The sequence below is a fragment of the Amycolatopsis kentuckyensis genome (assembly GCF_041679295.1).
GTDB lineage: Bacteria > Actinomycetota > Actinomycetes > Mycobacteriales > Pseudonocardiaceae > Amycolatopsis > Amycolatopsis kentuckyensis_A.
Genome location: NZ_JBGDMD010000002.1, coordinates 1,054,476 through 1,080,194, shown reverse-complemented (window position 1 = coordinate 1,080,194; position 25,719 = coordinate 1,054,476). Strand labels below are relative to the sequence as shown.

Below are 25,719 nucleotides of genomic sequence, written 5' to 3'. Positions count from 1 at the left end.
CCTTCAGGCCTGCCGCTGCCGCGGCGCGTGCAACGCGACCAACGCGTGTTCGGCCGCGGCGATGAGGGTCTGCTTCGTCGACTCCGGCGAGCGCGCGTCACAGGTGACGACCTGGACCTCCGCCGGGATCTTCAGCGCTTCGCGCACCTGCTCCGGCGGGTGCTGGCGGGTGTCCTGGAACTGGTTGACGGCGACCAGGAACGGCAGCCCGCGCGACTCGAAGAAGTCGATCGAGGCGAAGCTGTCCGCCAGCCGGCGCGTGTCGACCAGGACGATCGCCGCCACCGCGCCGCAGACGAGGTCGTCCCACATGAACCAGAACCGGTGCTGGCCCGGCGTGCCGAACACGTAGAGGATCAGGTCGTCGGCCAGCGTCAGCCTGCCGAAGTCCATCGCCACCGTCGTGGCGAACTTCCCCGGCACCGCTTCGGTCCGGTCGACGCCGATGGCCGCGGCCGTCATCACGGCTTCGGTGCGCAGCGGGTCGATCTCGGAGACGGCGCCGACGAACGTCGTCTTGCCGGCCCCGAACCCGCCGGCCACGACGATCTTGGCCGAGGTGATCCGCTTGTCAGAGTGCACGTAGTCCACTGAGGACCCTTTCGAGCAGGTCGTTGCGTTCGTCGAAGGAGGCGTCCGCGGTGAGCGTGTCGCGGATGGACACCTGGCCGGCGACCAGCAGGTCGCCGATGAGCACCCGGGCCACGCCCAGCGGCACGCCCAGGTGCAGCGCGACCTCCGCCACCGAGCGCTGGTGCAGGCACAGCTGCGTCACCGCGGCCAGCGGGTTGGTCGGGCTGAAGGGCGCCGTCCGCCCCTCGGCCGTCGTCTCGACGAGGGCTTCCACCGCCAGATCGACCGTCGGCCGGGTGCGCCCGGCGGTCCACGCGTACGGGCGGGCCAGCGATGCCGCGTGCCGCCCGCCCTCGCGGCGCCGGCCTTCCGTCACCGGCCCACCCCGGGCCGGGCCGGCGTCTCGACCATCTTCCCGACCCGGTCGACGAGCAGCGTCATCTCGTAGCCGACCAGGCCGATGTCGCAGCCCGGGTTGGCCAGCACGACCAGGTTCGAGCCGTCGCCGACGTTCATCAGCAGCAGGAAACCCTGTTCCATCTCGATGACCGACTGCACGACCCGGCCGGCGGTGAACAGGTCCGCGGTGCCGAGCGCCAGGCTGGCGAGCCCGGACGCGATCGCGGAGAGCTGGTCCGCGCGGTCGCGCGGCATCGCCTCGTTCGCCGCCACGAGCAAGCCGTCCGCCGAGACGAGCGCGGCGTGCGCGACGCCGGGCACCTCCTGCGTGAACGCCGACACCAGCCAGTTCCGGGACTGGTCGGTCACTTCCGCTCCTTCCTGCCGGGTGGTCATGCTCATCACGGGCCCTTCGGGTCGGTCGCGACCCGGTGGCGGGCCGCGCGCATGCCGCTGTAGTGCCGGGAAAGGTTGCTCCGCACCGCGGCCGGGTCCCGGAACGACGAGTCGGCCTGCTGCGGCTGACGCGGGGTGACCGAGCCGGGCGCGAGCTGCGCGCCGGGCTGCCGGGTCGGCAGGCCGGACTCGGTGAACTCGAGGTCGTCCAGCGTGCCGACCGCGGCCTCGGCGGCCAGCCGGACGTCGTCGGCCGGGGTCGCCCACTCGCCGGGGCGCGCCGGTTGCGCGGGCGGGTCGGCGAACCAGTGCGACAGCATCTGGTCGAAGATCGGCGTCGGCATCGGCACGGGGTCGGCGACGGCCGGCGGTTCTTCGGCGGGCCACCGGGGTTCCGGCTCGTGGCGGGCACTGCCGTTGCGAGCCGGCGGCACCGCCGGCAGTCCGGGCCGCGGCGGCAGGTCGACCAGGATCAGCACCCCGGGCACGTGCACGCTGGCCGTGATGCCGGCGCTCGCGGTCCGCGTGGTCGTGTGCCGCAGCCGCACGGTGATCCCGTGCGAGGCGGCGAGCCTGCTCACCACGAACAGGCCCATCCGGCGGGTGGTCTCCGGGCTCACCGACGCGCCGGCGGCCAGCCGGGCGTTCGCCGCCTCGAGGTCCTCGCGGGTCATGCCGAGCCCGACGTCGACGACCTCGATCAGCACGCCGCCGTCGAAGCCGCGGTCGGCGGTGAGCACGACCTGCTCGTCCGGCGGGGACGACCGGATCGCGTTCTCCAGCAGCTCGGCGAGGATGTGCACGACGTCGGCCGCGGCCTCGGACTGCACCGACCCGCGGGGCGCGTTGCCGAGCGTGACGCGCTGGTAGTCCTTGACCTCCGACGTCGCCGCGCGCAGGAGCTCGACCGTCGCGACCGGCCCGACGTCGCGGCGCACCGGCCGCCCGCCCGCGAGGACCTGCAGGTTCTCGCCGTTGCGCCGCAGCCGGGTGGCGATGTGGTCGATCCGGAAGAGCTCGGCCAGCCGCTGCGGGTCCTGCTCGTCGGCTTCGAGGTCCTCGATCACCGACAGCTGCAGCTCCACCAGCGACTGGCTGCGCCGCGACAGCGTCATGAACATCTCGCTGACCTGGATCCGCATCTCGGCCTGTTCGCCGACGGCCAGCCGCACCGCCTGCCGGTGCATGTCGTCGAAGGCGCGGGCCAGCTCGCCGACCTCCTCGCCGGACTCGACGGGCAGCCGCTCGGTCGTCTGCCAGTCGACGTCTTCGCCCTCCCGGATCCGCTCGATGGTGGCGGGCAGCCGGCGGCGGGCGGTGTCGACCGCGGCCGCGTGCAGCCGCCGGATCGGGGCGACCACCGAGCGGGCCACGGCGAGCGCGATGGCGAGGGCGCCGAGCAGCGCCGCGATCACCAGCGCGGCGTCGCGCAGCGCGTCGGACCGGGTGAGGTTGGTCCGCGCGCCGACCGCGTCGGAGAGCGTCTTCACCTCGTCGTCCAGGATGGTCCCGAGCGCCGCGCGCTTGGCCGCGGGCCCGCCGGCGCCGGGGATGGTCGCGGCGGCGAACCGCGCCGCCACCGCACCGGACGGCAGCGCGCGGCGGATCTGCCCGGTGAGCACCGCCTCTTCGGCGACGGCGGCCGCGAGCGAGTCCGCGGATCTTCCGGCCGGCACCTCTTGACCGGCGAGGGACGTCCTCAGCTGCGTCAATGCTTTCGTGATATCGGCCGGAGCGTCGAGATCGACATTCCCGGCTTGCGCGACGATGCCGGGGATGACCTCGCTCAAGCTGACGACGAAGTCGTGGTAGGCGGCGGCTTTACCACCGGCCGGACCTTCCTGCTGACGCAGGCCGGCCAATTTTCCCAATTGATCTTCCAGCGTGCGGGAAAGCTCCGGACCGAGCTGCGCGAATTCGGCGTCATGCCGGATCGAGGCGGTTTTCGCGTCGACCGCGGCGGTCTGCACGGCCGCGCCGTCGTGGATCATCTCGTCGTCGACGAGGCCGGTGAGCTCGGCGATCCCTTGCACGACCGGCATTTGATCGCGCACGGCGCTGAGCGCACCGGCCTCGGCGAGCTCGGCCTGTACCCGTCCGCCCGCCAGCAGCAGCGCGACCAGGACGGGCAGCAACAACACGACGGAGATCTTGGTGCGCAGCCGCCAGGTGCCGGGATTCCACGACACGGCGGAACGACGGCGAAGCGGTTCGTCTTCTTTCATCGGTGGCGTGGCTCGATTCGTACCGGTGGCCCGAGAACGATTTCCTGGATTTTTTTCCTGGAATTCAGACCGGAGACATAACTCCGCGGGCGGCGGTGCTGTCAAGGAACGGCGGCCGTTTCCCCCGTACGCATCAGCTACGGAGGGTAATGGTCGGCGACGCCGCTTTTCGCTTTCGCCGAGTGCGTGAATTTCCGTCCGCTTCGGACGGTCCCGGGCCGGGCCGACCCCCAGCCGGCCCGCGCCACTCGCCGTGAAATCCGGCGAGAGGTGAGCAAGACGGTGCCAGCGGCTCGTGAGCAGCGTCAACAGCCGTGCGGACCTTTCGCGCCTGGGTGAAACGTCACTCCCCGTCACCACGGCTATCCTCGGCCGGGAAAGGGCGGTGCGGGCATGCTGAAGATCCACTTCACGGACGCGGACCTGGCGAAGGTGACCATCGCCGAGGACGCCGATCCGATGTGGGAGCTGCTGATGAGCAGCTACCGGATCCGCCGGCCCGAGGGCGAGCCGTTCTTCGGCCGGTGGCGCAAGGGCTCGCGCACCGCCGTGCCCGAGTCCGGCCGGCTGCTGATGTCGGCCGTCCCGCCGTACGGGTACTGCCCGGACTTCCTCACCCCGGCCGGGCACACCACGATCGGTGACGGCGTGGCCGCGGTGCTCGAGACCCCGGTGAAGGCGCTGGCCGGGGACGTCGCGGAGCTGGCGGCGCAGGGCACGCGCGTCTCGCCGTGGCTGCGCCGGCTGGCCGGCGGCGAGACCCGCGAACTGCACCGGCTCGGCACCGCCCTGCACGACTACTACCGCCAGTGCCTGGCCCCGGACTGGGCGACGGTCCGCCACGTCGTCGCCCGCGACCGCCGCCGGCTGCAGGCCAACCTGGACCGCGGCGGGCCGCAGCTGCTGCTCTCGACGCTGCACCCGGACGTCACGTGGACGCCGCCGGTGCTGCGGGTGCGCTTCCCGATCGAGCAGGAGCTGCACCTCGACGGCCGCGGCCTGCGCCTGATCCCGACGTTCTTCGCGCACGGCATGCCGACGACGTACAAGGACCCGGACCTGCCGCCGGCGCTGGTCTACTCGATCGGCCACCCGCGCTTCGACAGCGACGCCGAGCCCGGGCCGTCCCTGGTGGCGCTGCTCGGCCAGACGCGGGCGCGGGTGCTGGTGACGGTCGCGACCACCCGGTGCAACACGAGCGAGCTGGCGTCGATGACGGGCGTTTCGCTCGCGACGGCCAGCCAGCACGCGTCGGTGCTGCGGGCCAGCGGGCTGATCACCAGCGCGCGGTCGGGCAAGTCGCAGATCCACGAGATCACGCCGCTGGGCCTGGGCGTCATCCGCGCCGGCTGACGCCGGGGTTGCGCACCCCGCCCGCCAAAGCGAACAATCATTCGCTATGGAGTCCCGAGCCAGCTTCACCGCGGAGACCATGGCCCTGCAGCGGGCGTTCGAGTCCCACCGGCCGGCCGCCCGCCGCCTCTTCGACGACCCGTACGCGACCGCCTTCCTGCGCCCGTCGCTGCGCGTCCTCGCCGAAGCGGCGCGGCTCCCCGGCGTCCGGCACCTCGCCTTCGGCCTCTACGACGCCGTCGCCGGGCCGGGACCGCGCGCGTCCGGCATCACCCGGACCAAGGTCATCGACGACGCCGTCACCTCGGCGATGACCGGCGAAACCCAGTGCGTCCTGCTCGGCGCCGGCTACGACGCGCGCGCCCACCGGCTGCCCGCGCTCGCCGGCCGGGCCGTCTTCGAGGTCGACCACCCCGCCACCCAGGCCCGGAAGCGGGCCGTCCTGGGCGCGGGCCCGGAGTACGTGCCGGTCGACTTCGAACGCGACGACCTCGCGGCCCGGCTCGTCGAAAGCGGCTTCGACCGGGGGAAACCGAGCGTGTTCGTCTGGGAGGGCGTCACCAACTACCTCACCGCCGAGGCCGTCGGCACGACGCTGGCCGCCGTGCACGGGCTGGGCGGCGACCTGGTCTTCACCTACGTCGACGTGCGGGCCCTCCACGAGCCGAGCCCGTTCCCCGAGGCGCGGCGGTGGGTGCGGGCCGTCGCGCGGTCCGGGGAGCCGTGGACCTTCGGGCTGCTCCCCGCCGAGACCCGGGCGTTCCTGGCCGGGCACGGCTTCGACCTGCGCAAGGACGTCTCGGCCCGGGACGCGGGCGGCGGCTCGCGGCTCTACCGGATCGCGATCGCGGCGAGGAGCGCGGATGCCCCGCATCAGTGACGAGCGCCGCGCGGCCCAGCGGCAGCGGATCCTCGACGCGGCGATGGCCTGCTTCGAGAAGGCCGGCCCGGACGGGGCGTCCATGCAGGACATCGTCGCCGAGTCGGGGATGAGCGCGGGCGCCATCTACCGCTACTTCGACGGCAAGGAGGCGATCATCGAGGCGGTCGCCGCCGACCGGCACGAGCGCGAACGCGACCTGGTCGAGGCGGCGATCGCGGACGGCGGGCCGGCCGCGCTGAAGCGGTTCCTGGACGCCTACTTCGACTGGGTGGCCGACCCGGAGGAGGCCCGGCGGCGGCGCGTCACGGTCCACGTCTGGGCCCGCGCCCAGCACGACGAGCGGCTCCGGCGGATCGTCGCCGAGGGGCTCGCCCCGCTCGACGACGTCGGCCGCGCGCTGGCGGGGACCGGGCTGCCGGAGGGCGTCGAGCCGGACATGTTCGCGCGGGTCCTGCTCGCGCTCATCCAGGGCTTCCTGCTCCAGCGCTCGTGGGAGCCGGAGCTGGACCCGCGCCGCTACCGCGACACGGTGACCGCGCTCCTGGATCGGGTGCTGCCCTCGTGTTAGCCTGACGCCGTGCAGCGCCTCATGACGTCCTCGCGACTCGTAACCCGGCGCGCCGGCTGAACCCAGGTCGCCGGCGCGCAGCGTCGTCGATCGCGTTTTTCCGGGACCTGGCCTCTCATACCCTTCTTTCTCTTGGGAGATCAGCCATGTCCACGTCTTTCGCCATTCCCGCGGCCCGCTCGGCCATGCTGCTGCGCCGCCGCATCGCCACGTACTTCGTCGGCGGCGCCGAGGAGATCCCGGCACTGGTCGGCGCCTTGGGCGGCCACTTGGTCCACGAGCTGTCGGTCGACATCAAGGACGGCGTCCGGGAGAGCAGCATGGTCTGCGCGGTTTTGCTGGCCGCCGAGGAGACCGCGCCGCTGCTGGAGCGGTTGCGGGAACTGCCGTCGGTCGTCTCGGCGGAACTCGTCTAACTGCGGACGAGGGTGCGTGAGCGCATCGCGTTCGCCACCATCGCCATCCCGCCCTCGGTGAACAACGACTCCGGGTGGAACTGGACGCCCTCGATCGGCAGCTCGCGGTGCCGTACCCCCATCACCTCGCCCGTCGACGACCACGCCGTCACCACCAGGTCCGCCGGCAGCGACGCCGGGTCCAGCACCAGCGAGTGGTACCGGGCCACCGTCAACGGGTTCGGCAGCCCCGCGAACACGCCACGGCCGTCGTGGGCCACGGGTGAGCACTTTCCGTGCATCGGCTCGGCCGCGTGGACCACCCGGGCGCCGAACGCCGCTCCGATCGCCTGGTGCCCCAGGCACACCCCGAGGATCGGCACCCGGCCCGCCAGCGCGCGGACCAGCTCGACCGAAATGCCCGCGTCCGCCGGGTCGCCCGGGCCCGGGGAGATCAGCACCAGCTCCGGCTCGAGCGCTGCCACGTCCGCCACCGAAACCTCGTCGTTGCGGTAGACCTGGCAGGACGCTCCGAGATCGCCCAGGTACTGCACCAGGTTGTAGACGAACGAGTCGTAGTTGTCGAGCACGCAGATCACGCGGCCGCCCCTTCCACCGTCACACCGAGGGCCCGCGCCCCGGACCCGAGCTTCGCCAGGCACTCCGCGTACTCCTCGGCCGGGTCGGAGTCGTGGACGATGCCGCCGCCCGCTTGCAGCCGGATTTCGCCGTCGCACCACACCATGCTGCGGATCGTCAGGTACAGGTCCACATGGGACACCCCGAACGAGCCGACCGCGCCCGAGTACAGCCAGCGGCGCGCGGGCTCCAGCGAATCGATGATCTCCATCGCGCGCACCTTCGGCGTGCCGGTCATCGTGCCCGCCGGGAACGTCGCCCGGATCAGCTCGGCCGTGCCGCGTTCCCGGGCGGGCTCGCCCCACACGTCGGACGTCAGGTGCATCACGTGCGAGTACCGCTCGACGGCCATCAGCCGCTCCACCGAAACCGTGCCGGGGCGGCACACCCGGCCCAGGTCGTTGCGGGCCAGGTCGACCAGCATCCGGTGCTCGGCCAGCTCCTTCACCGACGAGCGCAGGTCGTCCTCGGCGAGCCGGTCGGCGAGGCCGTCGCGGCCCCGCGGCCGGGTGCCGGCCAGCGGGCGGATCAGCGCCCGGCCGCCGGACAGCGTCAGGCACGGCTCCGGCGACGCCCCCACGGCCTCGAACTCCGGCCCGCCGAACCAGAAGTGGTACGGCGACGGGTTGATCTCCGTCAGCCGCCGGTAGACCGCCAAACCGTCCACAGTGGCCGGTGCTGTCCAGGGGTTGGACAGCACGAGCTGGAAGACGTCCCCGTCCAGGATGTGCTGCTGGGCGCGGCGCAGGGCGTGGACGTACTCGTCGTACTCGAACCCGAACGTCCCGGCGCCGACCGCGACCGTCCCGAGTGGAGCGACGACGAGCCGGTCGAGCGTGCGGGCGACCTGCTCGGCCGCCTTGCGGGCCGCCGCGGGGGTCGTGCCCCGGCCGATCACCCGGCCCTCGGTGACCAGGACCTCGGGCAGGAAGAACTCGTACACCGGCCGCCCGCTCGCCGGGTGCCGGCCGGGCAGCCGCTCGAAGTCGCGCGCGGCGTCGTAGGCCAGGAAGCCGTACCACGCCACCTCGGCGTCGGTGGTGTCCGGCGGCAGGTCCAGCCCGGCCAGCAGGTCCACCGCGGCGGTGAGCGGGGCGGGTCCGTCACCGCCGGGGTGCGACAGGACGGCGAGCTCGCCCGCAGCAAGTACCGCGTCCCGGCCACCCGGCCCGGCGGTGAGCATGACGCGCCCGGCCGGCCGCAGCGCCGCGGCGGCCGCCACCGGGTCCACTGTGGACGTCAGCGGGACGACGCAGCGGTGCAGCCGGGCGCCCGGGGACAGCGCGGACGTGATCATCGCGTGACCGCCGGCACCCGGAACTGCGTCCGTTCGTGGTCGCCGACGGGCTTGCCCATGGCGTAGCGGAACGCGGCGAGCTGGATCGCCCGCGGCGGGCAGCCTTCGACGAAGATGCCGAGGTCCCGGCTCTCGTAGAGGCAGTTCCCGACGAGGATGACCTCGCCACGCAGCGGCGGAACCTCGACTTGAGGCCCGGAGATGACCGTCATCTCGCCGTCCCACTCGCACAGTTCGCCGGCCAGCGCCCGCATGGCCCCGGCGACGAACCGGCTGCACGCCGGGCAAGCGTTGTCGGCGTAGACGTGGATGCCCTCACGCGGCACGACGATCTCGACCGGCGCCTTCACCATGTCGAACGCCAGCTCGTCGAGCGGGGTCCCGAGCAGCTCGATGTCGTCGGGGGAAAGGGGGCCCATCCCCCGCGCGTGCGCGTCCCGCAGGTACGCGACGCTGTCCGGGTCGAAGCCGGCCAGGGTCCCGACGGCGACGTCCAGCGCGACGGCGTTGCGGCTCGCCGCCAGGAAGCCGACCTCCCGGGCCTGCCCGTCCATCGGGTAGTTGCCCTCGATCACGGTGGTCCCGTCGCACACGACCAGGTCCTGCGGGCGCATCAGGTTGAGGTCCACAGTGGACTCGTCGACGCCCGCCATGTGCACGATCCGCGTGGTGTACCCGGGCAGCAGCCCGACCAGGTTCTTCATCGCGTTCGAGTAGACGACGCTCGCGTGCGTGCGCAGCTGCGGGACGCCGATGAAGTAGTCGCAGTCCAGGATCAGCTCGGGGACGGCGATCGGCACCCGCAGCGACGTCGCCCCCGGGATGCCGGTGATGCGCAGCGGCAGGTCGTCGAAGCTGACGACGCGGGCGTACTTCGCGGCCTCGTGGTCGCGGAGGATCTCGTAGATCGCGTGCGTGCGCTCGGCGATCACCGGCCGCGCCCCGTGTTCGGCGACGGCGCGGGCGATCGCGGCCAGCAGTGCCGGCCGCACGTGGAACCCGGGCGCGGTCTGGAAGAGGTTCGGCTTGATCAGCACCTCCGCGCCCGGCGGCAGCGCCGACAGCGGGTCGCCGAGCAGGTCGAGCATGCGGGCCAGGCCGTCCGGCACATCGGCGTCGCCACCGACGGCCGTGAGGGCGACCTGTTCAGTCATCGCTGTCCTCCACGGCGATCACGCGCGCGGGCGCGGCTTCGGCGCCGGCGACCTTGGTCGGCAGCGCGATCAGCTGCACCACCTGCTTGGTCAGCTCGTGCATGTTGGTGACGTACTCCAGCAGCGGGATCCCGGCGGCCAGCAGCGCGTGGTGCACCGGCGACTCGCCGTCGCCCGGCCGCTCGGTGAGGCAGTCGAAGCCGATGAGGCACGCGCCGTTGTCGATGGCCCACTGCGCGGCCGAGGGCGTCAGGTACGGCGGGCGGTCCCAGTAGTCGGGCCGGCCCCAGTTGTGCCGCAGGTAGTCGGTGCGGATGAGCAGCCGGTCACCCGCCTGCCACACCGGCCGCAGCGCCTTCTCCAGGTCTTCGCCGGTCACCTCGTCCAGCTCGCCCTTGTGCGACAGGTCGGCGACGCACGCGCGGCCGATCAACGTCCGCAGGGGCACCTCGTCGATGCCCTCGGTGCCGGGGTAGAAGTGCAGCTTGTACTCCATGTGCGTCCCGTTGTGCGGGAACACGTGCAGGTACGAGAAGGTGCGCTTGGTGCCGTACGGGTCGGTCTCCGGCGTCATCGAGCGTTCACTGACGAACTTCGGGAACCAGTCGGCGGGGTAGGACGGCATTCCGTCGTAGAAGCCGTGGGTGAGGTCGACGAGTCGAGGCACCGGGGTTTCTCCTTGCTCAGCAGGTGAAGAGGCAGGTGTTGCGGACGTCGGGGTTGTTGATCATCGTGATGACGGTGGTGCCGCCGGGCGGGATCGCGCGCACGCCGCCGCCGGAGAGGCCGGCCGGGGTCATGAACGCCGCCCACAGCGCGTACCACTCGGACCGCTCGCCGGTGCCGGGGTCGATCACCGTCTCCAGGTTGGGCCGCACGATCTCCTGGACGAGCGACCCGGTCCGCGAACCGGCCTCCAGGGTTTCCCGCCACGTCGCCGCGTCGACCTCCGGGCCGATGACGACGCCTTGGCCGCCGTAGAGGCCGGTCGGCTTGAACACCAGCTGGTCCTGCCGCTCGATGCATTCGTCGATGCGCCCGGCGTCCGGGCCGGCGCCGGGGCGCCCGAGCATCCGGCACCATGGCAGCACGCGCTCGATCGCCGCCCGCTCGGCCGGCTCGAAGGTGTCCACGAACTCCGACAGCATCGCGAGCGTTCCCTTGTTGCTGAACACGTTCGTCGGCGTCCAGACCACGACCTGGCCGGTTTCGTGGGCGCGGAAGACCGGTTCCAGGAGGGCGTCGCAGTCCGGGTGCGCCAGCATTTCCTCGAGGCCGTAGTAGCGCAGGATGACGTCGACGCCCGCGCCGTCGAGGTACGGCTTCCCGGACCGGAACTCCAGGTCGCCGATCTCCCCGACGCGGCAGGCGACGTCGTTCTCCTCCAGCAGCTCGGCGATCGCGCGCCGCTGGTGGCCGTACGTCGTCATGCCGCCGGGGCCTTCGACGATCGCGACCACCGGCTCGCCGGCCCCGATCGTCTTGCCCGCGTTGCGCAGCGCCTCGGCGAGGTCGGAGCCCATGTCGAGGAACCCGAGCCCGTGCTCGGCGGCGAACTCGGCGACCGCCGGGATCCGCAGGTACGCCTTGGGCAGCGTGCCCACCATGTCGAGGCCGCCGAGCGCGCTGCCGATGTTGTACTCCAGCAGCTTGAACGCCGAGCCGTCGTAGTAGACGTCGGCACGGCCGTACAGCGGCGGGGGTTCCTCGCCGAGCAGCCGGGTCATCAGCGCCGCGTGCCGGTCGTCGATGCCGAGCGACCGGCGGAACCGGTCGAAGTCGCCGTCGAACAGGCGACGCGGCAGGCTGCCGACGAGTTCGTAGACCGTGACGAGGTCGCGGCCGAACGCCCGGTACTCCGCTTCGTCGACCACGATCGGCCGCGGCAGCAGCCGGGGCCAGGACAGGCGTTTGGTCTCCGACAGCTCGAGGCTCGCCCGCGCGTGGCGCAGCGGGCTGTCCGCCTCCTCGCACCCGGCGAGGTAGGCCTTGGTGATCCGCTCGGACCGTGCCGACATGGTTACCTTCCCAGTGGATTCAGGCGGAGACCGCGACGCGGGTCTCGCGGCGGGCCAGGATCGCCCGGTACTGCAGGATGATCACGACGCCGAAGGCCAGGTAGATCCCGGCCATCCCGGCCATGCTCACCACCGCGCTCAAGCTGATCAGGATCGAGTTGACGATCTGGCCGAACCGGATGTGCAGGTAGTACGCGGCCAGGTACCGCGGCCGGCCGTCGTCCGGGGCCAGCTCGGCGAGCAGTGCCTGCTGCACCGGCAGGTTCATCAGCTCCCCGACGGTCAGCACGACGACGGCGACGAGCAGCAGCCAGGCGTCGTCGGTGACGGCGAGCACCGCGAACCCGCCCGCGTACAACGTGATGCCCGCGTAGAGGCGCGCGCGGTCCGGCATCCGTTTCAGCAACGTGTTGACCACCAGCGCGAACGCGACGACCAGGATCGTGTTGACCGCCTTGAGCACGCCGAGCATCTCCACGCCGGTCACCGCGCCGAACGGGAACACCGGCTGCGTGGGGAAGTCCGTCGACAGCCGGATGCCGATCGCCGTGCTCAACTGCCCTTCCAGCGTCAGGATCAGCGTGGCGGCGATGATCAGCCGGCGGAACGTCGAGTCGGCGAGCACGACCTTGTAGCCCTGGGCGAACTGCGCGAGCCCGGTGAGCTTCGTGGGCGGCCGGGGAACCTCCGGTCTGGTCTCGGCGACCATCGTCACGGTGATCGTGAGGGCGAAAGCCATCCCGATGGCACCGCCGAGGATCACCGCGCCGAAGTGGGCGCTGTACAGGAAAGCGCCGAGCAGCGCGCCGGTGCCGAGGGCGAGGTTGATCACCCAGTAGTTGACCGTGTAGACAAACTTGCGCTCGTCGGGCGGAGTGACGTCGATGATCGTCGCGTCGTTGGCGGGCAGCGCGAGGTTCGTCCCGAACTTCACGACGGCGTAGGAGAAGTAGACCGCGAGCGCGCCCCACTCCGAGTAGTAGGCGACGGCCATCACCGCGAGGAAGCCGGTGCCGATCAGGTCGCCGATGACGAGCACCGGCCGCCGGCCCCAGCGCTCGGACAGGTGCCCGCCGACCAGCATGCCGACCACCGCGAACGCGGCGAACACCAGGATCAGCGCGCCCGCGACCGCGACGCCGACGTGCGCCGCGAGGTAGATCGCGATGAAGGTGAGGATCATCGCGTCGATCAGCTTGTGCACGAACGCGAGGCCGATCCGGACCCGGACGTTGCGGTGCAGGGCGAAGAAGCTCCTCATCGGAGGACCACCTCGATCAGCGAGCGGACGTGGTCCGCGCGGGCTTGGGCCTGGTCCGCGTCTTCGGAACCGGTGAGGATCACGAAACCGTGCCGGGTCTTGGAGCTGACGGTCTCCGGCAGGACGTCTCCGGGGACGAACGGGAAGCTCAGAGTGTCCACATAGTCCAGTTCGCGCACCTTCTCGAGCCCCGTCACCGACCGCAGAACCCCGGCGGGGAAGGAGAAGTACGCGATGTGCCCCACCGAGCCGCCCGGCTCCGGCAGCGACGTCCGCCCGGCGAGCGCGGCGAACATCGCGCGCTTGACGTCGAACCCGCGCGCGTGCGCGATGATGTCCGGGATCTTGTCCCCGCCCAGCCGCGCCTGCGACTCGACGATCCGCGGGCCGTCGGCGGTCAGGATGACCTCGGTGTGGGCCGGGCCGCACTGGTAGCCGACGGCGTCGAGCAGCTCGACCGCCAGCGCGGCGACCTCCCGCGTCTCCGCCGTCTCCGGCTCACCGAAGAGGTGGCCGCGCTCGACGAAGTGCGGCAGCGGGCCGAGCAGCTTGCGCGTCACGCCGATGACGTGGTGCTCGCCGCGCACGGTCATCGTCTCGACGCTGAACTCGGGGCCGCGCAGGTATTCCTCGACCAGCAACGGCCCGGAGTAGGCCAGCGCGGCCAGTTCGTCGCCCCAAGCGGGCAGCTCGGCCGGGTCGGTGAGCAGCCGCGTCCCGCGGCTGGCCGACAGCGCGGCGGGCTTCACCACGACGGGCATCGTGAAGTCGCCGAGCAGCCGTTCGACGTCCTGCCAGCGGTCCGCGACGGCGAACCGGACGGTCGAGATGCCCTTGTCGCGCAACAGGGTCCGCATGGCGAGCTTGTCGTTGAGCAGGAACACCGAGCGCGGCGAGTTGACTGCCACGCCCAGCTCGTCGGCGACCTCGTAGGCGAGCTGCATGCTCTCCTCGCTGCCGACGTGCCAGACGTGCCCGGCACCGGTGTCCCGGACGGCCGCGCGGATCGCTTCGGCGTAGGCGGCCCGGTCGGTGAAGTCGACCAGCCACAGGCTCTCGGCGAGGCTTTCGACCTCCTTGAGGTACGCGGGCGCGTCCGCGCCGAACAGCCGCGTGGCCTCGGCCGGGTCCCAGATCGCCGTGACCCGGAAGCCCTCCGCCCGCGCCTTGCCGAGGTATGCCTTGTAGGGCATCACCATCACGAGGTTCGGCATTTCTTCTCTTCCTCCCGTCCGGACGCCGTCCAGCCTCGCCGACGCCGCCATCAGCGGGCCATCGGCGGCGCATCGGCGCGGGTCTCGACCACGATCTGCTGGGCGGCGGCCTCGGCGATCCGGCCCGCCAGGTAGGCGTCGGCGGCCGTCGCGAGGACGTGGCCGACGCGGTCTTCGTTCACCCGCAACGGGTCCACCCGCCCGCCGGGCCCGACCGACACCCCGGCTTCGCGGACCCCGGGCACGGCGGCCGCGATGTCCAGGCCGGTCACGGCGGTCACGACCCCGGGGTCGGCGGTGAGGTACCGGATCGCCGCGCCGCGCGCCGGCTCGGTCACGACGTCGCCGGCGGACTCCCCCAGGTACTGGCGGATCAGCAGCTCCATCGTGCACCAGCCGAAACTGGCGTCCATCAGCTCGGTGATCCGGTCGCCGGCCGGCCGCGGGTTGATCTCGATCAGCTTCGGGCCGTCGCCGGTGTACTTGAGTTCCACGTGCGCGATGCCGAGGTCGAAGCCGACGGCTTCGGTGGCGGCCACCGCGGCCGACTCCAGCTCGCGCCGGACGGCGGCCGGCAACGCCGTCGGGAAGCTGTGCCCCAGCTCGACGAACCGGTTGCGGCCGCCGAGGATCTTGTCCGTGACGCCGAGCACGCGGACCGCGCCCGCCTCGGCGAGCACCTCGACGCTGACCTCGAACCCGACGAGGCACTCCTCGACGAGCACCTCGGGCGAGCGGGCCTGGCCGCGGCGGTTGGTCGTCGCGGAGCGGATCGCGGTGAACGTCGCGGTGACCTCGTCGAGCGTGGTGCAGCGGACGACGTGCGCGCCGCTGGTCTCGTCCACCGCCTTCACCACGCACGGCAGCCCGATCTCCCCCGCCGCCCGCACGGCCTGCCCGGCCGTCGTGACGACGCGGAACTCCGGCACGGGCACCCCGCGTTCGGCCCACCGCCGTCGTTGCGCGGCCTTGTCGCGGGCGATCCGGATGGCGGCCGGGTCGGGGCCGGGCAGGCCGAGCTGGCGGGCCGCTTCGGCGGCCTGGATGACCTCGTACTCGGCCACCGAGAGCAGCGCGTCGAGTGGCTTGGCGGCGTCGACGGCCTTGACCGCCTCCAGCAGCGGTTCCAGCTCGTGGGTCGGGCAGGACACGAACTCGTCGACGCACGTTTCGAGCACCTCGGTGCCGCCCGGCGTCGCGTGGTAGCGATCCAGCCCGCAGCTGAAGAAGGTGACGTGCAGGCCCAGCCCGCGCGCCGCCCGCAGGGCGTCGAAGCCGGATCCGGACCGGTTCGACTCGACGAACCCGATGCGTCTCATGTCCGTTCCCTCACTCGTAACTCAGGCCCGGCGTCCGGGCGCGCTTCAGCTCGAAGAAGTGCGGGTTGCGCGAGAGCGCGACCACGCCGTCGAACAGGTCGACGGCGTCCTGGCCGCGCGGGATGGCGTTGAGCACGGGCCCGAAGAAGCCGGTGCCGTCGACGTGGATGGCCGGTGTCCCGAGGTCGGCGCCGACCGGGGCGAGTGCCTCGGCGTGGCTCTTGCGCAGGGCCTCGTCGTACTCGGTGCTCTCGGCGGCGTCCGCGAGCGAAGCCGGCAGCCCGACCTCCGCCAACGCCTGCGCGACGACGTCGGGGAAGTCCTTGTTCCGTCCCTTGTGGATCCGGGTACCGAGCGCGGTGTAGAGGTCGCGCAGGACGTCCTCGCCGTGCTCCTGGGCGGCGGCGACGCAGACCCGGACCGGGCCCCACGAGCGGTCGCAGAAGTCGCGGTACCACGGCTCGATCTCGCGGTCTTCGTTGAGCACACCGAGGCTCATCACCCGGAACCGCAGGGTGACTTCGCGGTGCTGCTCGACCTCGAGGATCCACCGCGAGGTGATCCAGGCGAACGGGCAGGCGGGGTCGAAGTAGAAGTCGATCTTCACGAAGTCCTCCCGGTGACCGCGTGCAGCCAGCCGAACTCGTCGGGGGTCTCGCCGTACTGGATGTCCAGCAGGGCGTTCAGCAGGCGGCGGGTGACCGGGCCCGTCGTGCCGTCGCCGATGGCCCACTCGCGGTCCGGCGTGACCGCGTGCCCGACCGGGGCCAGCGCGCGGGCCGTCCCGCACGCGAACGTCTCAGTGATGCGACCCTCCCGGCAGCCGCGTTCCCAGTCGTCGAGGGTGACCGGTTCTTCGGCGACCGCCAGGCCGAGCCGCGGGGCCAGCCGCAGGATCGAGTCGCGCGTGACGCCGGCCAGCAGCGTTTCGCTCAGCGGTGGCGTCACGAGCCGGTCGCCCTCGACGAAGAACAGGTTGGAGCCGCCCACTTCTTCGACGTACCGGCGCTCGCGCGCGTCCAGCCAGACGACCTGGTGGCAGCCGTGCGCCGCGGCCTCGCGCTGCGCGACGTAGGACCCGCCGTAGTTGCCGCCGCACTTGATCGTGCCGGTGCCGCCGTCGGCCGCGCGGACGTACTCGGGGGACGCCCACAGCCGGATCGGGGCCGGTTCCGCGGCCGCGGGCCGGGCCGGGCTGCCGATCACCGCGAACAGGTACTCCTCGGCGGGCCGGTTCGACAGGTGCGTCTCGCTGGCGATCATGAACGGGCGCAGGTAGAAACTGTGCCCACGGGCCTTCGGCACCCAGTCGCCGTCCACGCGCAGAAGCGCCGTCACGGCCGCGAGGAAGTCCGCCTCCGGCAGTTCGGGCATGGCCATCCGGCGGGCCGACCGCGCGAACCGGGCGGCGTGGTCGCGCGGGCGGAAGAGGACGTGCTTGCCGTCCGGCCGCCAGAACGCCTTCAGCCCCTCGAAGATCGTCTGTCCGTAGTGGAACGCCATGGTGGCGGGGTGCAGCGAGAACCCGGCGAGGGGCCGGCTGCGGGCGTCGTGCCAGCCGCGGCCGGCGGTCCACCGGGCGGTGATCATGTGGTCGGAGTACAGCGACCCGAAGCCCGGCATCCGCAGCAGCTCTTCGCGCTGGTCGGCGGGCATCGGGTCGGTCCGCTCGTGGGCGAAGTCCAGGGTCGTCATCGTCGCTCCTCGCGTTCGAAGCGGGCCAGGGCCCGGTCGGCCAGCGGGCCGGAAAGTCCGGTGTAGCCCGCCGGGTCCAGCAGGCCGGGGGAAACGTCGAGCAGGCCGGCCAGGTCCGCGCCGGTGCGCTCGGCTTCGGCGGTGGCCTCGGTCAGCAGGCGCTTGGCCGCGGCCTTGCCCAGCTTCGGGGCCAGGACGGCGTTGAGGCGTTCGGAGACGATCGCGCCCCGCGTCAGCCGCAGGTTCGCCGCCATCGCGTCGGGATGCACCCGCAGCGTCTCGGCCAGCCGGACGGCGTTGGCGGCCGCTCCGGCGGTGGTGCGCAGGGCGTCCCGCAGCGGCTGCCACTCGGCGTGCCAGCCGCCGGACGAGCGTTCGTCCTCGGCGGTCATCGACCCGAACAGCACGACGGCGAGCGGCGGCAGCTGCCGGGCCGCGGTCGCCACGAGCGTCGCGAACACCGGGTTGTGCTTCTGCGGCATCGCCGAGGACGCCCCACGCCCGGGCGCGCGCTCCTCGGTGACTTCGCCGATCTCGGTGCGGGTCAGCACGAGGACGTCCGCGGCGATCTTGCCGAGCGCGCCGGTGGTGACCAGCAGCGCCGAAGCGACGTCGGCGATCGGCGTGCGGATCCCGTGCCAGGGCAGGACTTGCGGGGCCAGGCCGAGCTTTTCCGCCACCCGGTCGGGCAGTTCCAGCGAGCCGGGCCCGTACTCCTCGTACGCGGCGAGGGTCCCGGCCGCGCCGCCGAGCGAGACCGGCAGGTCGGCACGCGCCCGGCGCACCCGCTCGACGGCGTCGAGGACGAGGTGCAGCCAGGTCGCCGCCTTGAGCCCGAAGGTGACGGGCACGGCGTGCTGGGTCAGGGTGCGCCCGGCCATCGGCGTGTCCCGGTGGGTCCGGACGTGCTCGGCCAGGCTCGCGGCGGTGGTTCGCAAATCGCGCTCGACGCGGTCGAGGGTGCTCGCGCACAGCAGCATCAGCGCGGTGTCGAGGATGTCCTGGCTGGTGCTGCCGCGGTGGACGTACTCCGCGGCGGCCGGGTCGACGGCCGCGGTGAGCCCGGTGACGAAGGCGACCACCGGGTTCGCCGTCTCGCGCACGCCCGCCGCGATGGCCTGCGCGTCGAGGTCTTCGACCCCGACGGCCCGGATGGCTTTCGCGGCCGTTTCGGGGATCGTGCCCAGCTCGGCTTGCGCCTCGGCCAAGGCGGCCTCGGTGGCGAGCATCGCGGCCAGCAGAGCGTGGTCGTCGACGAGCGCGCCGGCGCCGGTCCCGGCCCACGCGGGAGCGAGCAGCTCGCTCATGCGGTCCTCCCCAGGTCGTCCCGTTCGACGGCGATCCGCAGGCACGAGCGCGCGATGGCGTCCGCGTCGCCGAGGATCACCGAATTGACGCCGGGCCGGATGCCCGCCGCCGTCACCCAGTGCACCGCTTCCGTCGGCACGCCGAAGGCGAACCGGCTCGGGTGCGGCCGGTTCCCCGCGTCCAGCACGTGGTACGGCCGGCGCGTCACCGCGAGGCCGCCCGTCTCGAACTCCCCGATGCGGTACGGGCGGCATTCCCCGCGCGCCAGCAAGGCGCGCAGCAGCGGGTCCGTCGTGCGCCGCAGGTCGGTGTCCGGCAGGCGTGCCTCGATCAAGGTCTTCGCGCGGATCGTGACGTCGGGGCACGCCGCCGACCGTGCGGCGAACCGGCCGCCGGCCGCCTCGATCCGCAGGTCCGGGCCGAGCACTTCGAGCACGCCCGCGTCCAGCAGCGCGCCGAACTGCTCGACGCGCTCGGCGGGCGGCCCGATCGACAGGTACGCGTTGAGCGGCATGTACCAGCGCCGCAGGTCGTCGCGGTAGGACGCGCCGGAGATGCCGCCGTGGTCGACGACCAGCCGGATCTCGTTGCGCAGGTCGCGCAGGACGTCCGTGGCCGCCTTGAGCGGGCCGGTCACGTTGCCCTTCTGCGCTTCGACCAGCTCTGTGTCCACATAGGACCGCAACCACGTGCGGAACGCCGACGTCGAGGCGAGGTCGGTGGCCGAGTAGGGCGCCGCGACGCCGCGCCAGTCCCAGGTCCGGTCGAGCCGGAACTTGGTCAGCACGATCCGCTGGGCCTCGGTTTCGCGCATCGCCAGGGGATCCGCGGGCACCTCCGCGGGCCCGGCCGCCGCGAACGCTTCGGTGAACTCCTCGACGTCGCACGCGCACCCGCGTTCCCGCACGAGGGCCGCGTAGAAGACCGTGCGGACCTCCTGGTCGATCAGCGGCCAGACGTCCCGGCGGAAGTCGGCGCCGTCCCGCAGCCGCTCGATGACCGACGTGGTGAGGAACCGCGGTTCGTGCCGGCCGGACGCGCCCTTTTCGTTGCGGGCGCGGGCCTGGTACGGGACCCCGCGCCGCGACCCGGCGACCAGCCGCGGCTCCCGGCCGGACGGCACGTAGGTCAGCGCCCCGCCCGGCTCGCGGGTGAACTCGCCGCCGCGCCCGAGCGTGAACAGGGCCAGGTGGTCGAAGAAGTTCAGGCCCATCCCGCGCAGCAGCACCGGCTCCCCCGCGGGCACGTCGTCGAGCGACGCGTCGGCCGGGTTGCCCGGCGGCACGTACCGCAGGTCGTGCCGCCCCGCGTACCGGCTCAGGTCCGCTTCGGCCGGGCTGAGCTCGTGCGGCTGGTGGCCGAGCGCGAGCACCACGGCGGCCAGCCCGCCGATCGTCGTGCCGTCGTCCAGCAGGACGTCCTGCCGGCCGACGCGGTCCCGGACGTCGACGGCCCGTGCCTGGTGCGCCACGAACTCGAGCGACGGCGGCGCGGTCCGGGTGATCCGCCGCCGCGTCCACCGCAGGTAGCTGCCGTAGAACGCGCGCGACGGGTAGTCGTCCGGGCCCAGCTCCTCGGCTTCGGCCCGGACGGCGTCCGGCACGGCCGGGCTGCCGAGCAGGGCGATCGAGCGCGCCCACTCGTACAGGCTCGGGCCGCGCACGACCGGGCCCGCGCAGTCGACGGTGTCGTCGACGAACATCGTCACCTGCGACGCGACGGTGTTCATCAGCAGCAGGCGGTCCTGCGTGCTGCGCCACACCTGGCCGCCGTCGGCCAGCCGCGGGTCGACGAGGTGCACCACGAGCCGGTGGCCCCGCGGCACGAGCGCGCGTGCGTTGGCGCTCAGCCGTTCCGCGACCGACAGCCCGCGCGGGCCGAGCCCGACCACGGCGATCTCCGACGTCTCCCCGAACACGATCTCCCACTCCCGTACAGGTCGTGAGTGAGAAACAGGGTTGGAACACTGTTTCTCACTCACGAGGTCTTGGTCAGCGTTTCCGCAAGGTGCGGCCCAGGCCGGCGGCAGCGCCGGCGAGCCGGGTCATCAGCCCGGCGAACTGCTCCGGCCGCAACGCCTGCTTGGCGTCGCACAGCGCCTCCTCCGGCCGGACGTGCACGTCGATCAGCAGCGCGTCCGCGCCGGCCGCGACCGCGGCGAGCGACAGCGGCTCCACCAGCTCCGGGCGCCCGCCCGAGTGGCTCGGGTCCACGATCACCGGCAGGTGGGTGCGCTGCTTCCACAGCGCCACCGCCGTCAGGTCGAGGGTGAACCGCGCCGACGGCTCGAACGTGCGGATGCCGCGCTCGCACAGCACCACCTGGTCGTTGCCCTCCAGCAGCAGGTACTCCCCGGCGGCGAGGGTCTCCTCGACGGTGCAGCCGAACCCGCGCTTGAGCACGACCGGCAGGCCGCTCTGGCCCACCGCGCTCAGCAGCGCGAAGTTCTGCATGTTCCGCGCGCCGATCTGGAAGCCGTCGACGACCTCGGCCAGCCGCTTGACGTGCTCCGCGTCGACGACTTCGGTGACGAACGGCAAGCCGGTCTGCTTCCGGGCCTCGACGAGCAGTTCGAGACCGCCGAACCCGAGTCCCTGGAACGAATGCGGTGACGTCCGCGGCTTGAAGACCCCGCCCCGCAACGCGACGGCACCGTGCTCGGCGACGAGCTCCGCCGTCGCCAGCATCTGCTCCGGCGTCTCGACCGCACACGGGCCGGCGATCACCGCGACCGAGCCGTCCCCGATCGTGGTCGGTCCGAGCGTGACCTCGGTCCCGGCCGGGCGCAGCTCCCGGCGGCCCAGCCACGCCTCGCCGCCCCGCGGCACGCGCCGGGTCGGCGACGGCAGGTCCGCCGCCGCGGCGAGCAGCTCGGGGTTGTCCACTCCGGACACCGGGAGGACGTGGCTCGCGCCGAGGCGGTACACCTGTGTCGGCGAGCCGGCGGACTCCAGGTACCGCAGCCAGCCGTCGACCCGGGCGCGGGTCACGGTCTCGTCGAACACGAGCAGTTGGTCTTGGTGGGTCACGGCGATCGTCTCTTCTCCGGTGGTCACGCGAGCGCGTCGCTCGTCGCGAGGTTTTTGCCCCGGCGGTCCCGGACGTGGACGGCGAGGTCCTTGTACTTGTCGCGGAGGAACCGCTTGAGCGACTTCCCGGTCACGCCGAGCGGGAAGTCGTCGGCACCGGTGGCGACCTCGACGACCGACAGCTCGGGTTTCCCGTTGGCGCGCAGGGCTTCGTTGGCCGCGAACAGCACCTTCTCGGCGTCGACGTCCCGGCCGGTCACGACGGCCACGGCCACCTTTTCCCCGCCGTAACCGCCGGCCACGACGGTGCAGTCCTCGACGCCGGCGACCTCGTTGAGGATCAGCTCCTCCATCAGCACCGAGTAGCCGGGGCCCTCGGCGGTGTGCACGACGTCGACCGCGCGGTCGACCTGGTAGAAGTTGCCCTCTTCGTCGCGGTAGGCGACGTCCCCGGTCAGCCAGTAGCCGGCGAGCTTGCTGCGGTAGTAGGTGTCCTGGTTGCCCCAGTACCCCACGGTCATCGACGGCGGCTTCGCGCCGAGGAAGCCGTACTCGTAGGGCTCGGCGAGCGTGCCGTTCTCCCGCACGATGGCGACTTCGGCGAATCCGACCGACTTGCCGACGCAGCGGTCGTTGCGTTCGGTCGCGAGGGTGCGCGGCTGCATCAGCACACCCCAGCCCAGCTCGGTGGTGCCGAGCCGGTCCAGGAACGCGGCCGGCGGCAGCTCCGGCGACCGGCGGCCGAGGATGTTCTTCAGGTGCCGCTCGTGAATGGCGTCCGCCATGGACACCCAGATGTTCACCGAGTCGAGCGCGCCCTTCGGCGTCTCGATCGCCGCGAGCTCCGGGTAGGCGTGGCCGAAGGCCATCACCATCGTCGGCTTGTGCGCCTCGACGGCTTCGGCCAGCTCGCTGCCGGAGACGTCCCGGTGGACGACCATCGGCTGCCCGCCCAGCACGGCGTAGGCGTTGAACGACACACAACCCTGGTGTGACTGCGGAAGCGCGTTGAGGATGAGCGCGTCGGACTCTTCCTGGTAGTTCACCGCCCGCCACTTCGGACCGTCCAAAATGGTCTTGTGGGTGTGGATGACCGGCTTCGGCAGGCCGGTGGTCCCGGAGGAGTGCATGAGGCCGACGGGGTCGTCCGGGTGGTGCCGGAACCGGTCCGCGTCGGGCAGGACGGCCGAGGGCGGCCCGTCCTGGTCGGTGTGGACCCACTTCAGGTTCAGCCGGTCGAGGTCCGGGGCGATCCGGGCGAGCCGTTCGGCGTCGGTGTAGAGGCCGGTGGCCCCGCTGCGCTCGATCAGGGCGACCGCGCTGTCCCGCTTCGCGTTGCTGTTGATCAGCATGGAGATCGCGCCGATCTGCGCGAGCGCCGACAGGTGCAGGAAGTACTGGATGGAGTCCGGCGGGAAGACGGCGACCCGGTCGTGCGGCCGCACCCCGCGCTCGAGGTACCAGACCGACCAGCTCTGCACGAGGTGGTCGAGGTCGCGGAGGCTGAACCAGTGCCGCGTTCCGCCGTCGGTGTACGGGATCGGCGTGAGCGAGTGGATGAAGGGCTCGTCCGGGAACGGGTTGAGCTCGAGCATCGCGGGCAGCAGGTTTCCCCCGCCGATGCTCGGATCGGCGAGCACCCGGGCGCGCAGCTCGGGGCTCAGGACGGTCTTGTGCGTGAACTCCATGGCATCACTTTCTGCTGCGGGACCACGGTTTTGTCTCCTGGACCCGAGGATGCCGGGCGGGACCATCGGCGTAGCCTCGCCGGTGCATCGGTGGTGCATCGGGACGGAGGCATTGCGGGGCAAGGGTTTGCGCTGGGTACCGGAGTTGTCACGGAAGGACAGCCCGGACGACGTGAATGACTCATTCCTGTCGCCTGGCGACAGGAATGAGTCATTCACTACACCGCGGCGGGGTCAGCCGAGGCTGCACTCCAGCTCGCCGACCGAGGGCAGCGTCGTGCGGCCGAACGTCGTCAGCAGCGCCTCGGGCTCCTCGCCCTTCGCCCGCGCGTGCTCCCGGACCAGGGCGTGGAAGTGGTACCGGCCCGCGGTGCGCTGCCGCAGCACGTGGGCGTCGAACAGCTCCTCCAGCACCCGTTCCGCGTCCGGCACCGGCCGGCTCAGCAGCAGCGCCGCGTCGGCCGCGTCGAACTCCTCGCCCGCGAACGCGCCCAGTGCCCGGAACAGCCGGCGCTGCTCGGCCGTCAGCCGCTCGTACGACACCTCGAACCGCGCCGCGACGCTGCGGTCCTCCAAGCTGAGCTCGGCCAGCCGCCGCCCGCGGTCGCGCAGGCGGAAGGCCAGGTCGTCCAGGGTCCACGCGGGCCGGTTGTGGAAGCGGCACGCGGCGATCGTGATCGCCAGCGGCAGGTTCCCGCACAGTGCCACGATCTCCGCGACCGCGTCCGGCCGGCCCGCGGTCCGCTCCGGTCCGGCGATCCGGGTGAACAGCGCGGCCGCGTCCGACGCCGGGAAGACGTCCAAGGAACGGGACGTCACCCCGTCGAGGCCGGTCAGCCGACGGCGGCTGGTGATGATCACCTGCGCCTTGCCGGTGCCGGGCAGCAGCGGGCGGACCTGCCGGGCGTCGAGGGCGTTGTCCAGCACCACCAGGACGCGCCGCTCGGCGACCTCCGCGCGCCAGCGGGCCGCGCGCTGCCGGGCGTCGCGGGGGATCCGGGCCGCCGGGAGCCCGAAGTCCAGCAGCAGCCGCTCCAGCGCCGCGTCCGGTTCGAGCGGCGGCTGGCCGTCCGTGTGCCCGTGCAGGTCGATGTAGAGGTGCCCCTCGGGGTACCGGTGCGCGAGCTGGTGGGCGAGCCGGACGGCCAGCGTCGTCTTGCCGGCGCCGGCCATCCCGTCGACGGCCAGGATGCTCAACGCGGTCCCGGCCGGCCGGCTGCCGGCCAGGAAGCGCAGTTCCTCGGCGCGGCCGGTGAAGTGCGCGGTGTCGTACGGCAGGAACGACCGGCCCGGCGCGGGCTCGGGCCGCCGCTTCGGCGGGTCGTCGCGCAGGATCCGTTCGTACAGCTCACGGATGCTCGCGCCGGGGTCGACGCCCAGTTCGTCGCGCAGCATCCGCCGGCCCTGCTCGTACGCGTTGAGCGCGTCGGCCGTGCGGCCGCACCGGTGCAGGGCCAGCATCAGCAGCTTGCGGGTCTCCTCGCGCAGCGGGTGCCGTGAGACGAGCTCGCCGAGCTGCGGGACGAGCGCCGACGCCTCGCCGCCGTCCAGGCGCAGCCCGATGAGCCGTTCGGTCGCGGTCAACCGGTTCTCTTCCAGCCGCGCGGCGGCGATCTCGAACACCGAGCTCGGCAACCCGGACAGCGCGGGCCCGTTCCACAGCGCGAGCGCCGCCTCCAGGTGCTCGACGGCGGAGGTGGTCCGCCCGGCCGCGGCCGCCGCCGAGGCGGACGCGACCAGCGCGGTGAACCGGTGCGCGTCGACGTTCTGCGGGTCCGCGGTGATCCGGTAGCCGGGACCGTCCTTGACGACGAGGTGCTTGGCCGCCCCGAAGCTGCGTCTCAGCGCGGCGACGGCGTTGTGCAGCTGTCTTCGCGCGGTCACCGGCGGCTCACCGTCCCACATGGCCTCCAGCAGCCGGTCGGCGCCGACCACCTTGTTCACGTTCAACAGCAGCATCACCAGCAGCCGCTGCTGGCGCAGCCCGCCGAGGTCCACCCGCTCCCCGTCACGCTGGACCCGCAAGGTGCCGAGCAACTCGAAGTACATGCGATCCTCCCCCACCGTACGCGGGCGGCTACCGCTCGCAGCGGTGACCGCCGAACTCGGGAAATATAGCCGAGAAACGCGCTCGGCAGGACGGAACAACCGACACGGTGTTTTCGGCACGGCAACCGAGAATGATCGACTCGGTCCGTACACGAATCGTCGCAATTGGCCGACGAATATGTCCGACGCGATAGCGACGGGTCCGGTGTGTGGTTTTTTCATAGCCCGTTCGGCGACGGCACAAATCACCGCGCAG

General features: G+C 72.4%; 23 protein-coding genes. 4 read left to right on the top strand and 19 right to left on the bottom strand.

Going from position 1 to position 25,719, the window contains the following annotated elements:
- Positions 1 to 3: 3 nt before the first annotated feature.
- The 4 genes from ACERZO_RS11265 to ACERZO_RS11250 are packed head-to-tail and all read right to left on the bottom strand — an operon-like array spanning position 4 to position 3,557.
- A complete protein-coding gene (locus ACERZO_RS11265) occupies positions 4 to 591 on the bottom strand; it encodes a GTP-binding protein (RefSeq protein ID WP_372664484.1) in 588 nt (195 codons plus the stop codon).
- Positions 572 to 949 carry a DUF742 domain-containing protein gene (locus ACERZO_RS11260; protein ID WP_364462721.1) on the bottom strand — a complete coding sequence of 126 codons (378 nt, stop codon included), beginning with the start codon at positions 947 to 949 and terminating at the stop codon, positions 572 to 574. The genes ACERZO_RS11265 and ACERZO_RS11260 overlap by 20 nt, the downstream gene beginning before the upstream one ends.
- On the bottom strand, positions 946 to 1,368 hold the full coding sequence (locus tag ACERZO_RS11255) for a roadblock/LC7 domain-containing protein (protein ID WP_372664618.1): 423 nt from the start codon (positions 1,366 to 1,368) through the stop codon (positions 946 to 948). Before ACERZO_RS11255 ends, ACERZO_RS11260 begins: the two co-directional genes overlap by 4 nt.
- 5 nt (positions 1,369 to 1,373) lie before the next feature.
- Positions 1,374 to 3,557 (bottom strand): HAMP domain-containing sensor histidine kinase, encoded by a 2,184-nt coding sequence (locus ACERZO_RS11250; protein WP_372664483.1) that lies wholly within the window; start codon positions 3,555 to 3,557, stop codon positions 1,374 to 1,376.
- Positions 3,558 to 3,986: 429 nt separating this feature from the next.
- Here ACERZO_RS11250 and ACERZO_RS11245 point away from each other — a divergent pair, with 429 nt between their 5' ends.
- The 4 genes from ACERZO_RS11245 (at position 3,987) to ACERZO_RS11230 (ending at position 6,813) form a co-directional block, all read left to right on the top strand.
- On the top strand, positions 3,987 to 4,946 hold the full coding sequence (locus ACERZO_RS11245) for an ArsR/SmtB family transcription factor (protein WP_372664482.1): 960 nt from the start codon (positions 3,987 to 3,989) through the stop codon (positions 4,944 to 4,946).
- A 46-nt stretch (positions 4,947 to 4,992) separates the two neighbouring features.
- Positions 4,993 to 5,826: a class I SAM-dependent methyltransferase gene (locus tag ACERZO_RS11240; protein WP_372664481.1), complete on the top strand. Its 834-nt coding sequence runs from the start codon at positions 4,993 to 4,995 to the stop codon at positions 5,824 to 5,826.
- A complete protein-coding gene (locus ACERZO_RS11235) occupies positions 5,810 to 6,397 on the top strand; it encodes a TetR/AcrR family transcriptional regulator (RefSeq protein ID WP_372664480.1) in 588 nt (195 codons plus the stop codon). Before ACERZO_RS11240 ends, ACERZO_RS11235 begins: the two co-directional genes overlap by 17 nt.
- Positions 6,398 to 6,543: 146 nt before the next feature.
- Positions 6,544 to 6,813, top strand: coding sequence for a hypothetical protein (locus ACERZO_RS11230; RefSeq protein ID WP_372664479.1), 270 nt, complete (start codon positions 6,544 to 6,546; stop codon positions 6,811 to 6,813).
- Here ACERZO_RS11230 and ACERZO_RS11225 read toward each other — a convergent pair.
- The 15 genes from ACERZO_RS11225 to ACERZO_RS11155 form a co-directional block, all read right to left on the bottom strand.
- The gene (locus tag ACERZO_RS11225; protein WP_372664478.1) at positions 6,810 to 7,391 is read right to left on the bottom strand and encodes an anthranilate synthase component II; all 582 of its coding nucleotides are present in this window, start codon (positions 7,389 to 7,391) and stop codon (positions 6,810 to 6,812) included. The two genes, ACERZO_RS11230 and ACERZO_RS11225, sit on opposite strands and share 4 nt — an antisense overlap.
- Positions 7,388 to 8,728 (bottom strand): anthranilate synthase component I family protein, encoded by a 1,341-nt coding sequence (locus ACERZO_RS11220; protein WP_372664477.1) that lies wholly within the window; start codon positions 8,726 to 8,728, stop codon positions 7,388 to 7,390. Before ACERZO_RS11220 ends, ACERZO_RS11225 begins: the two co-directional genes overlap by 4 nt.
- Positions 8,725 to 9,882 (bottom strand): DUF362 domain-containing protein, encoded by a 1,158-nt coding sequence (locus ACERZO_RS11215; RefSeq protein WP_372664476.1) that lies wholly within the window; start codon positions 9,880 to 9,882, stop codon positions 8,725 to 8,727. The genes ACERZO_RS11220 and ACERZO_RS11215 overlap by 4 nt, the downstream gene beginning before the upstream one ends.
- Complete coding sequence (locus ACERZO_RS11210; protein WP_372664475.1) at positions 9,875 to 10,549, bottom strand: cyclase family protein; 675 nt, start codon at positions 10,547 to 10,549, stop codon at positions 9,875 to 9,877. The genes ACERZO_RS11215 and ACERZO_RS11210 overlap by 8 nt, the downstream gene beginning before the upstream one ends.
- Positions 10,550 to 10,565: 16 nt before the next feature.
- Positions 10,566 to 11,900, bottom strand: coding sequence for a hypothetical protein (locus ACERZO_RS11205; protein ID WP_372664474.1), 1,335 nt, complete (start codon positions 11,898 to 11,900; stop codon positions 10,566 to 10,568).
- Positions 11,901 to 11,919: 19 nt separating this feature from the next.
- On the bottom strand, positions 11,920 to 13,161 hold the full coding sequence (locus ACERZO_RS11200; protein WP_372664473.1) for an MFS transporter: 1,242 nt from the start codon (positions 13,159 to 13,161) through the stop codon (positions 11,920 to 11,922).
- The gene (locus ACERZO_RS11195) at positions 13,158 to 14,375 is read right to left on the bottom strand and encodes an ATP-grasp domain-containing protein (protein ID WP_372664472.1); all 1,218 of its coding nucleotides are present in this window, start codon (positions 14,373 to 14,375) and stop codon (positions 13,158 to 13,160) included. The genes ACERZO_RS11200 and ACERZO_RS11195 overlap by 4 nt, the downstream gene beginning before the upstream one ends.
- A 50-nt stretch (positions 14,376 to 14,425) precedes the next feature.
- Positions 14,426 to 15,694 (bottom strand): ATP-grasp domain-containing protein, encoded by a 1,269-nt coding sequence (locus ACERZO_RS11190; protein ID WP_372664471.1) that lies wholly within the window; start codon positions 15,692 to 15,694, stop codon positions 14,426 to 14,428.
- Between the two features lie 10 nt (positions 15,695 to 15,704).
- A complete protein-coding gene (locus ACERZO_RS11185) occupies positions 15,705 to 16,301 on the bottom strand; it encodes a mycothiol-dependent nitroreductase Rv2466c family protein (RefSeq protein WP_372664470.1) in 597 nt (198 codons plus the stop codon).
- Positions 16,298 to 17,389 carry a branched-chain amino acid aminotransferase gene (locus ACERZO_RS11180; RefSeq protein WP_372664469.1) on the bottom strand — a complete coding sequence of 364 codons (1,092 nt, stop codon included), beginning with the start codon at positions 17,387 to 17,389 and terminating at the stop codon, positions 16,298 to 16,300. The genes ACERZO_RS11185 and ACERZO_RS11180 overlap by 4 nt, the downstream gene beginning before the upstream one ends.
- Positions 17,386 to 18,696, bottom strand: coding sequence for a class-II fumarase/aspartase family protein (locus ACERZO_RS11175; protein ID WP_372664468.1), 1,311 nt, complete (start codon positions 18,694 to 18,696; stop codon positions 17,386 to 17,388). Before ACERZO_RS11175 ends, ACERZO_RS11180 begins: the two co-directional genes overlap by 4 nt.
- A complete protein-coding gene (locus tag ACERZO_RS11170; protein WP_372664467.1) occupies positions 18,693 to 20,615 on the bottom strand; it encodes an FAD/NAD(P)-binding protein in 1,923 nt (640 codons plus the stop codon). Before ACERZO_RS11170 ends, ACERZO_RS11175 begins: the two co-directional genes overlap by 4 nt.
- Before the next feature lie 73 nt (positions 20,616 to 20,688).
- Positions 20,689 to 21,753 carry a 3-deoxy-7-phosphoheptulonate synthase gene (gene aroF, locus ACERZO_RS11165; RefSeq protein ID WP_372664466.1) on the bottom strand — a complete coding sequence of 355 codons (1,065 nt, stop codon included), beginning with the start codon at positions 21,751 to 21,753 and terminating at the stop codon, positions 20,689 to 20,691.
- Positions 21,750 to 23,414: a class I adenylate-forming enzyme family protein gene (locus tag ACERZO_RS11160; protein WP_372664465.1), complete on the bottom strand. Its 1,665-nt coding sequence runs from the start codon at positions 23,412 to 23,414 to the stop codon at positions 21,750 to 21,752. The genes aroF and ACERZO_RS11160 overlap by 4 nt, the downstream gene beginning before the upstream one ends.
- A 234-nt stretch (positions 23,415 to 23,648) precedes the next feature.
- On the bottom strand, positions 23,649 to 25,463 hold the full coding sequence (locus ACERZO_RS11155; protein WP_372664464.1) for an AfsR/SARP family transcriptional regulator: 1,815 nt from the start codon (positions 25,461 to 25,463) through the stop codon (positions 23,649 to 23,651).
- Positions 25,464 to 25,719 lie beyond the last annotated feature (256 nt).

Coding starts and splice junctions, on each gene's coding strand:
- ACERZO_RS11240 (WP_372664481.1), top strand. CDS start 4,993: ATGGAGTCCCGAGCCAGCTTCACCGCGGAGACCATGGCCCTGCAGCGG.
- ACERZO_RS11245 (WP_372664482.1), top strand. CDS start 3,987: ATGCTGAAGATCCACTTCACGGACGCGGACCTGGCGAAGGTGACCATC.
- ACERZO_RS11205 (WP_372664474.1), bottom strand. CDS start 11,900: ATGTCGGCACGGTCCGAGCGGATCACCAAGGCCTACCTCGCCGGGTGC.
- ACERZO_RS11200 (WP_372664473.1), bottom strand. CDS start 13,161: ATGAGGAGCTTCTTCGCCCTGCACCGCAACGTCCGGGTCCGGATCGGC.
- ACERZO_RS11195 (WP_372664472.1), bottom strand. CDS start 14,375: ATGCCGAACCTCGTGATGGTGATGCCCTACAAGGCATACCTCGGCAAG.
- ACERZO_RS11235 (WP_372664480.1), top strand. CDS start 5,810: ATGCCCCGCATCAGTGACGAGCGCCGCGCGGCCCAGCGGCAGCGGATC.
- ACERZO_RS11175 (WP_372664468.1), bottom strand. CDS start 18,696: ATGAGCGAGCTGCTCGCTCCCGCGTGGGCCGGGACCGGCGCCGGCGCG.
- ACERZO_RS11155 (WP_372664464.1), bottom strand. CDS start 25,463: ATGTACTTCGAGTTGCTCGGCACCTTGCGGGTCCAGCGTGACGGGGAG.
- ACERZO_RS11220 (WP_372664477.1), bottom strand. CDS start 8,728: ATGATCACGTCCGCGCTGTCCCCGGGCGCCCGGCTGCACCGCTGCGTC.
- ACERZO_RS11160 (WP_372664465.1), bottom strand. CDS start 23,414: ATGGAGTTCACGCACAAGACCGTCCTGAGCCCCGAGCTGCGCGCCCGG.
- ACERZO_RS11255 (WP_372664618.1), bottom strand. CDS start 1,368: ATGACCACCCGGCAGGAAGGAGCGGAAGTGACCGACCAGTCCCGGAAC.
- ACERZO_RS11190 (WP_372664471.1), bottom strand. CDS start 15,694: ATGAGACGCATCGGGTTCGTCGAGTCGAACCGGTCCGGATCCGGCTTC.
- ACERZO_RS11230 (WP_372664479.1), top strand. CDS start 6,544: ATGTCCACGTCTTTCGCCATTCCCGCGGCCCGCTCGGCCATGCTGCTG.
- ACERZO_RS11215 (WP_372664476.1), bottom strand. CDS start 9,882: ATGACTGAACAGGTCGCCCTCACGGCCGTCGGTGGCGACGCCGATGTG.
- ACERZO_RS11180 (WP_372664469.1), bottom strand. CDS start 17,389: ATGACGACCCTGGACTTCGCCCACGAGCGGACCGACCCGATGCCCGCC.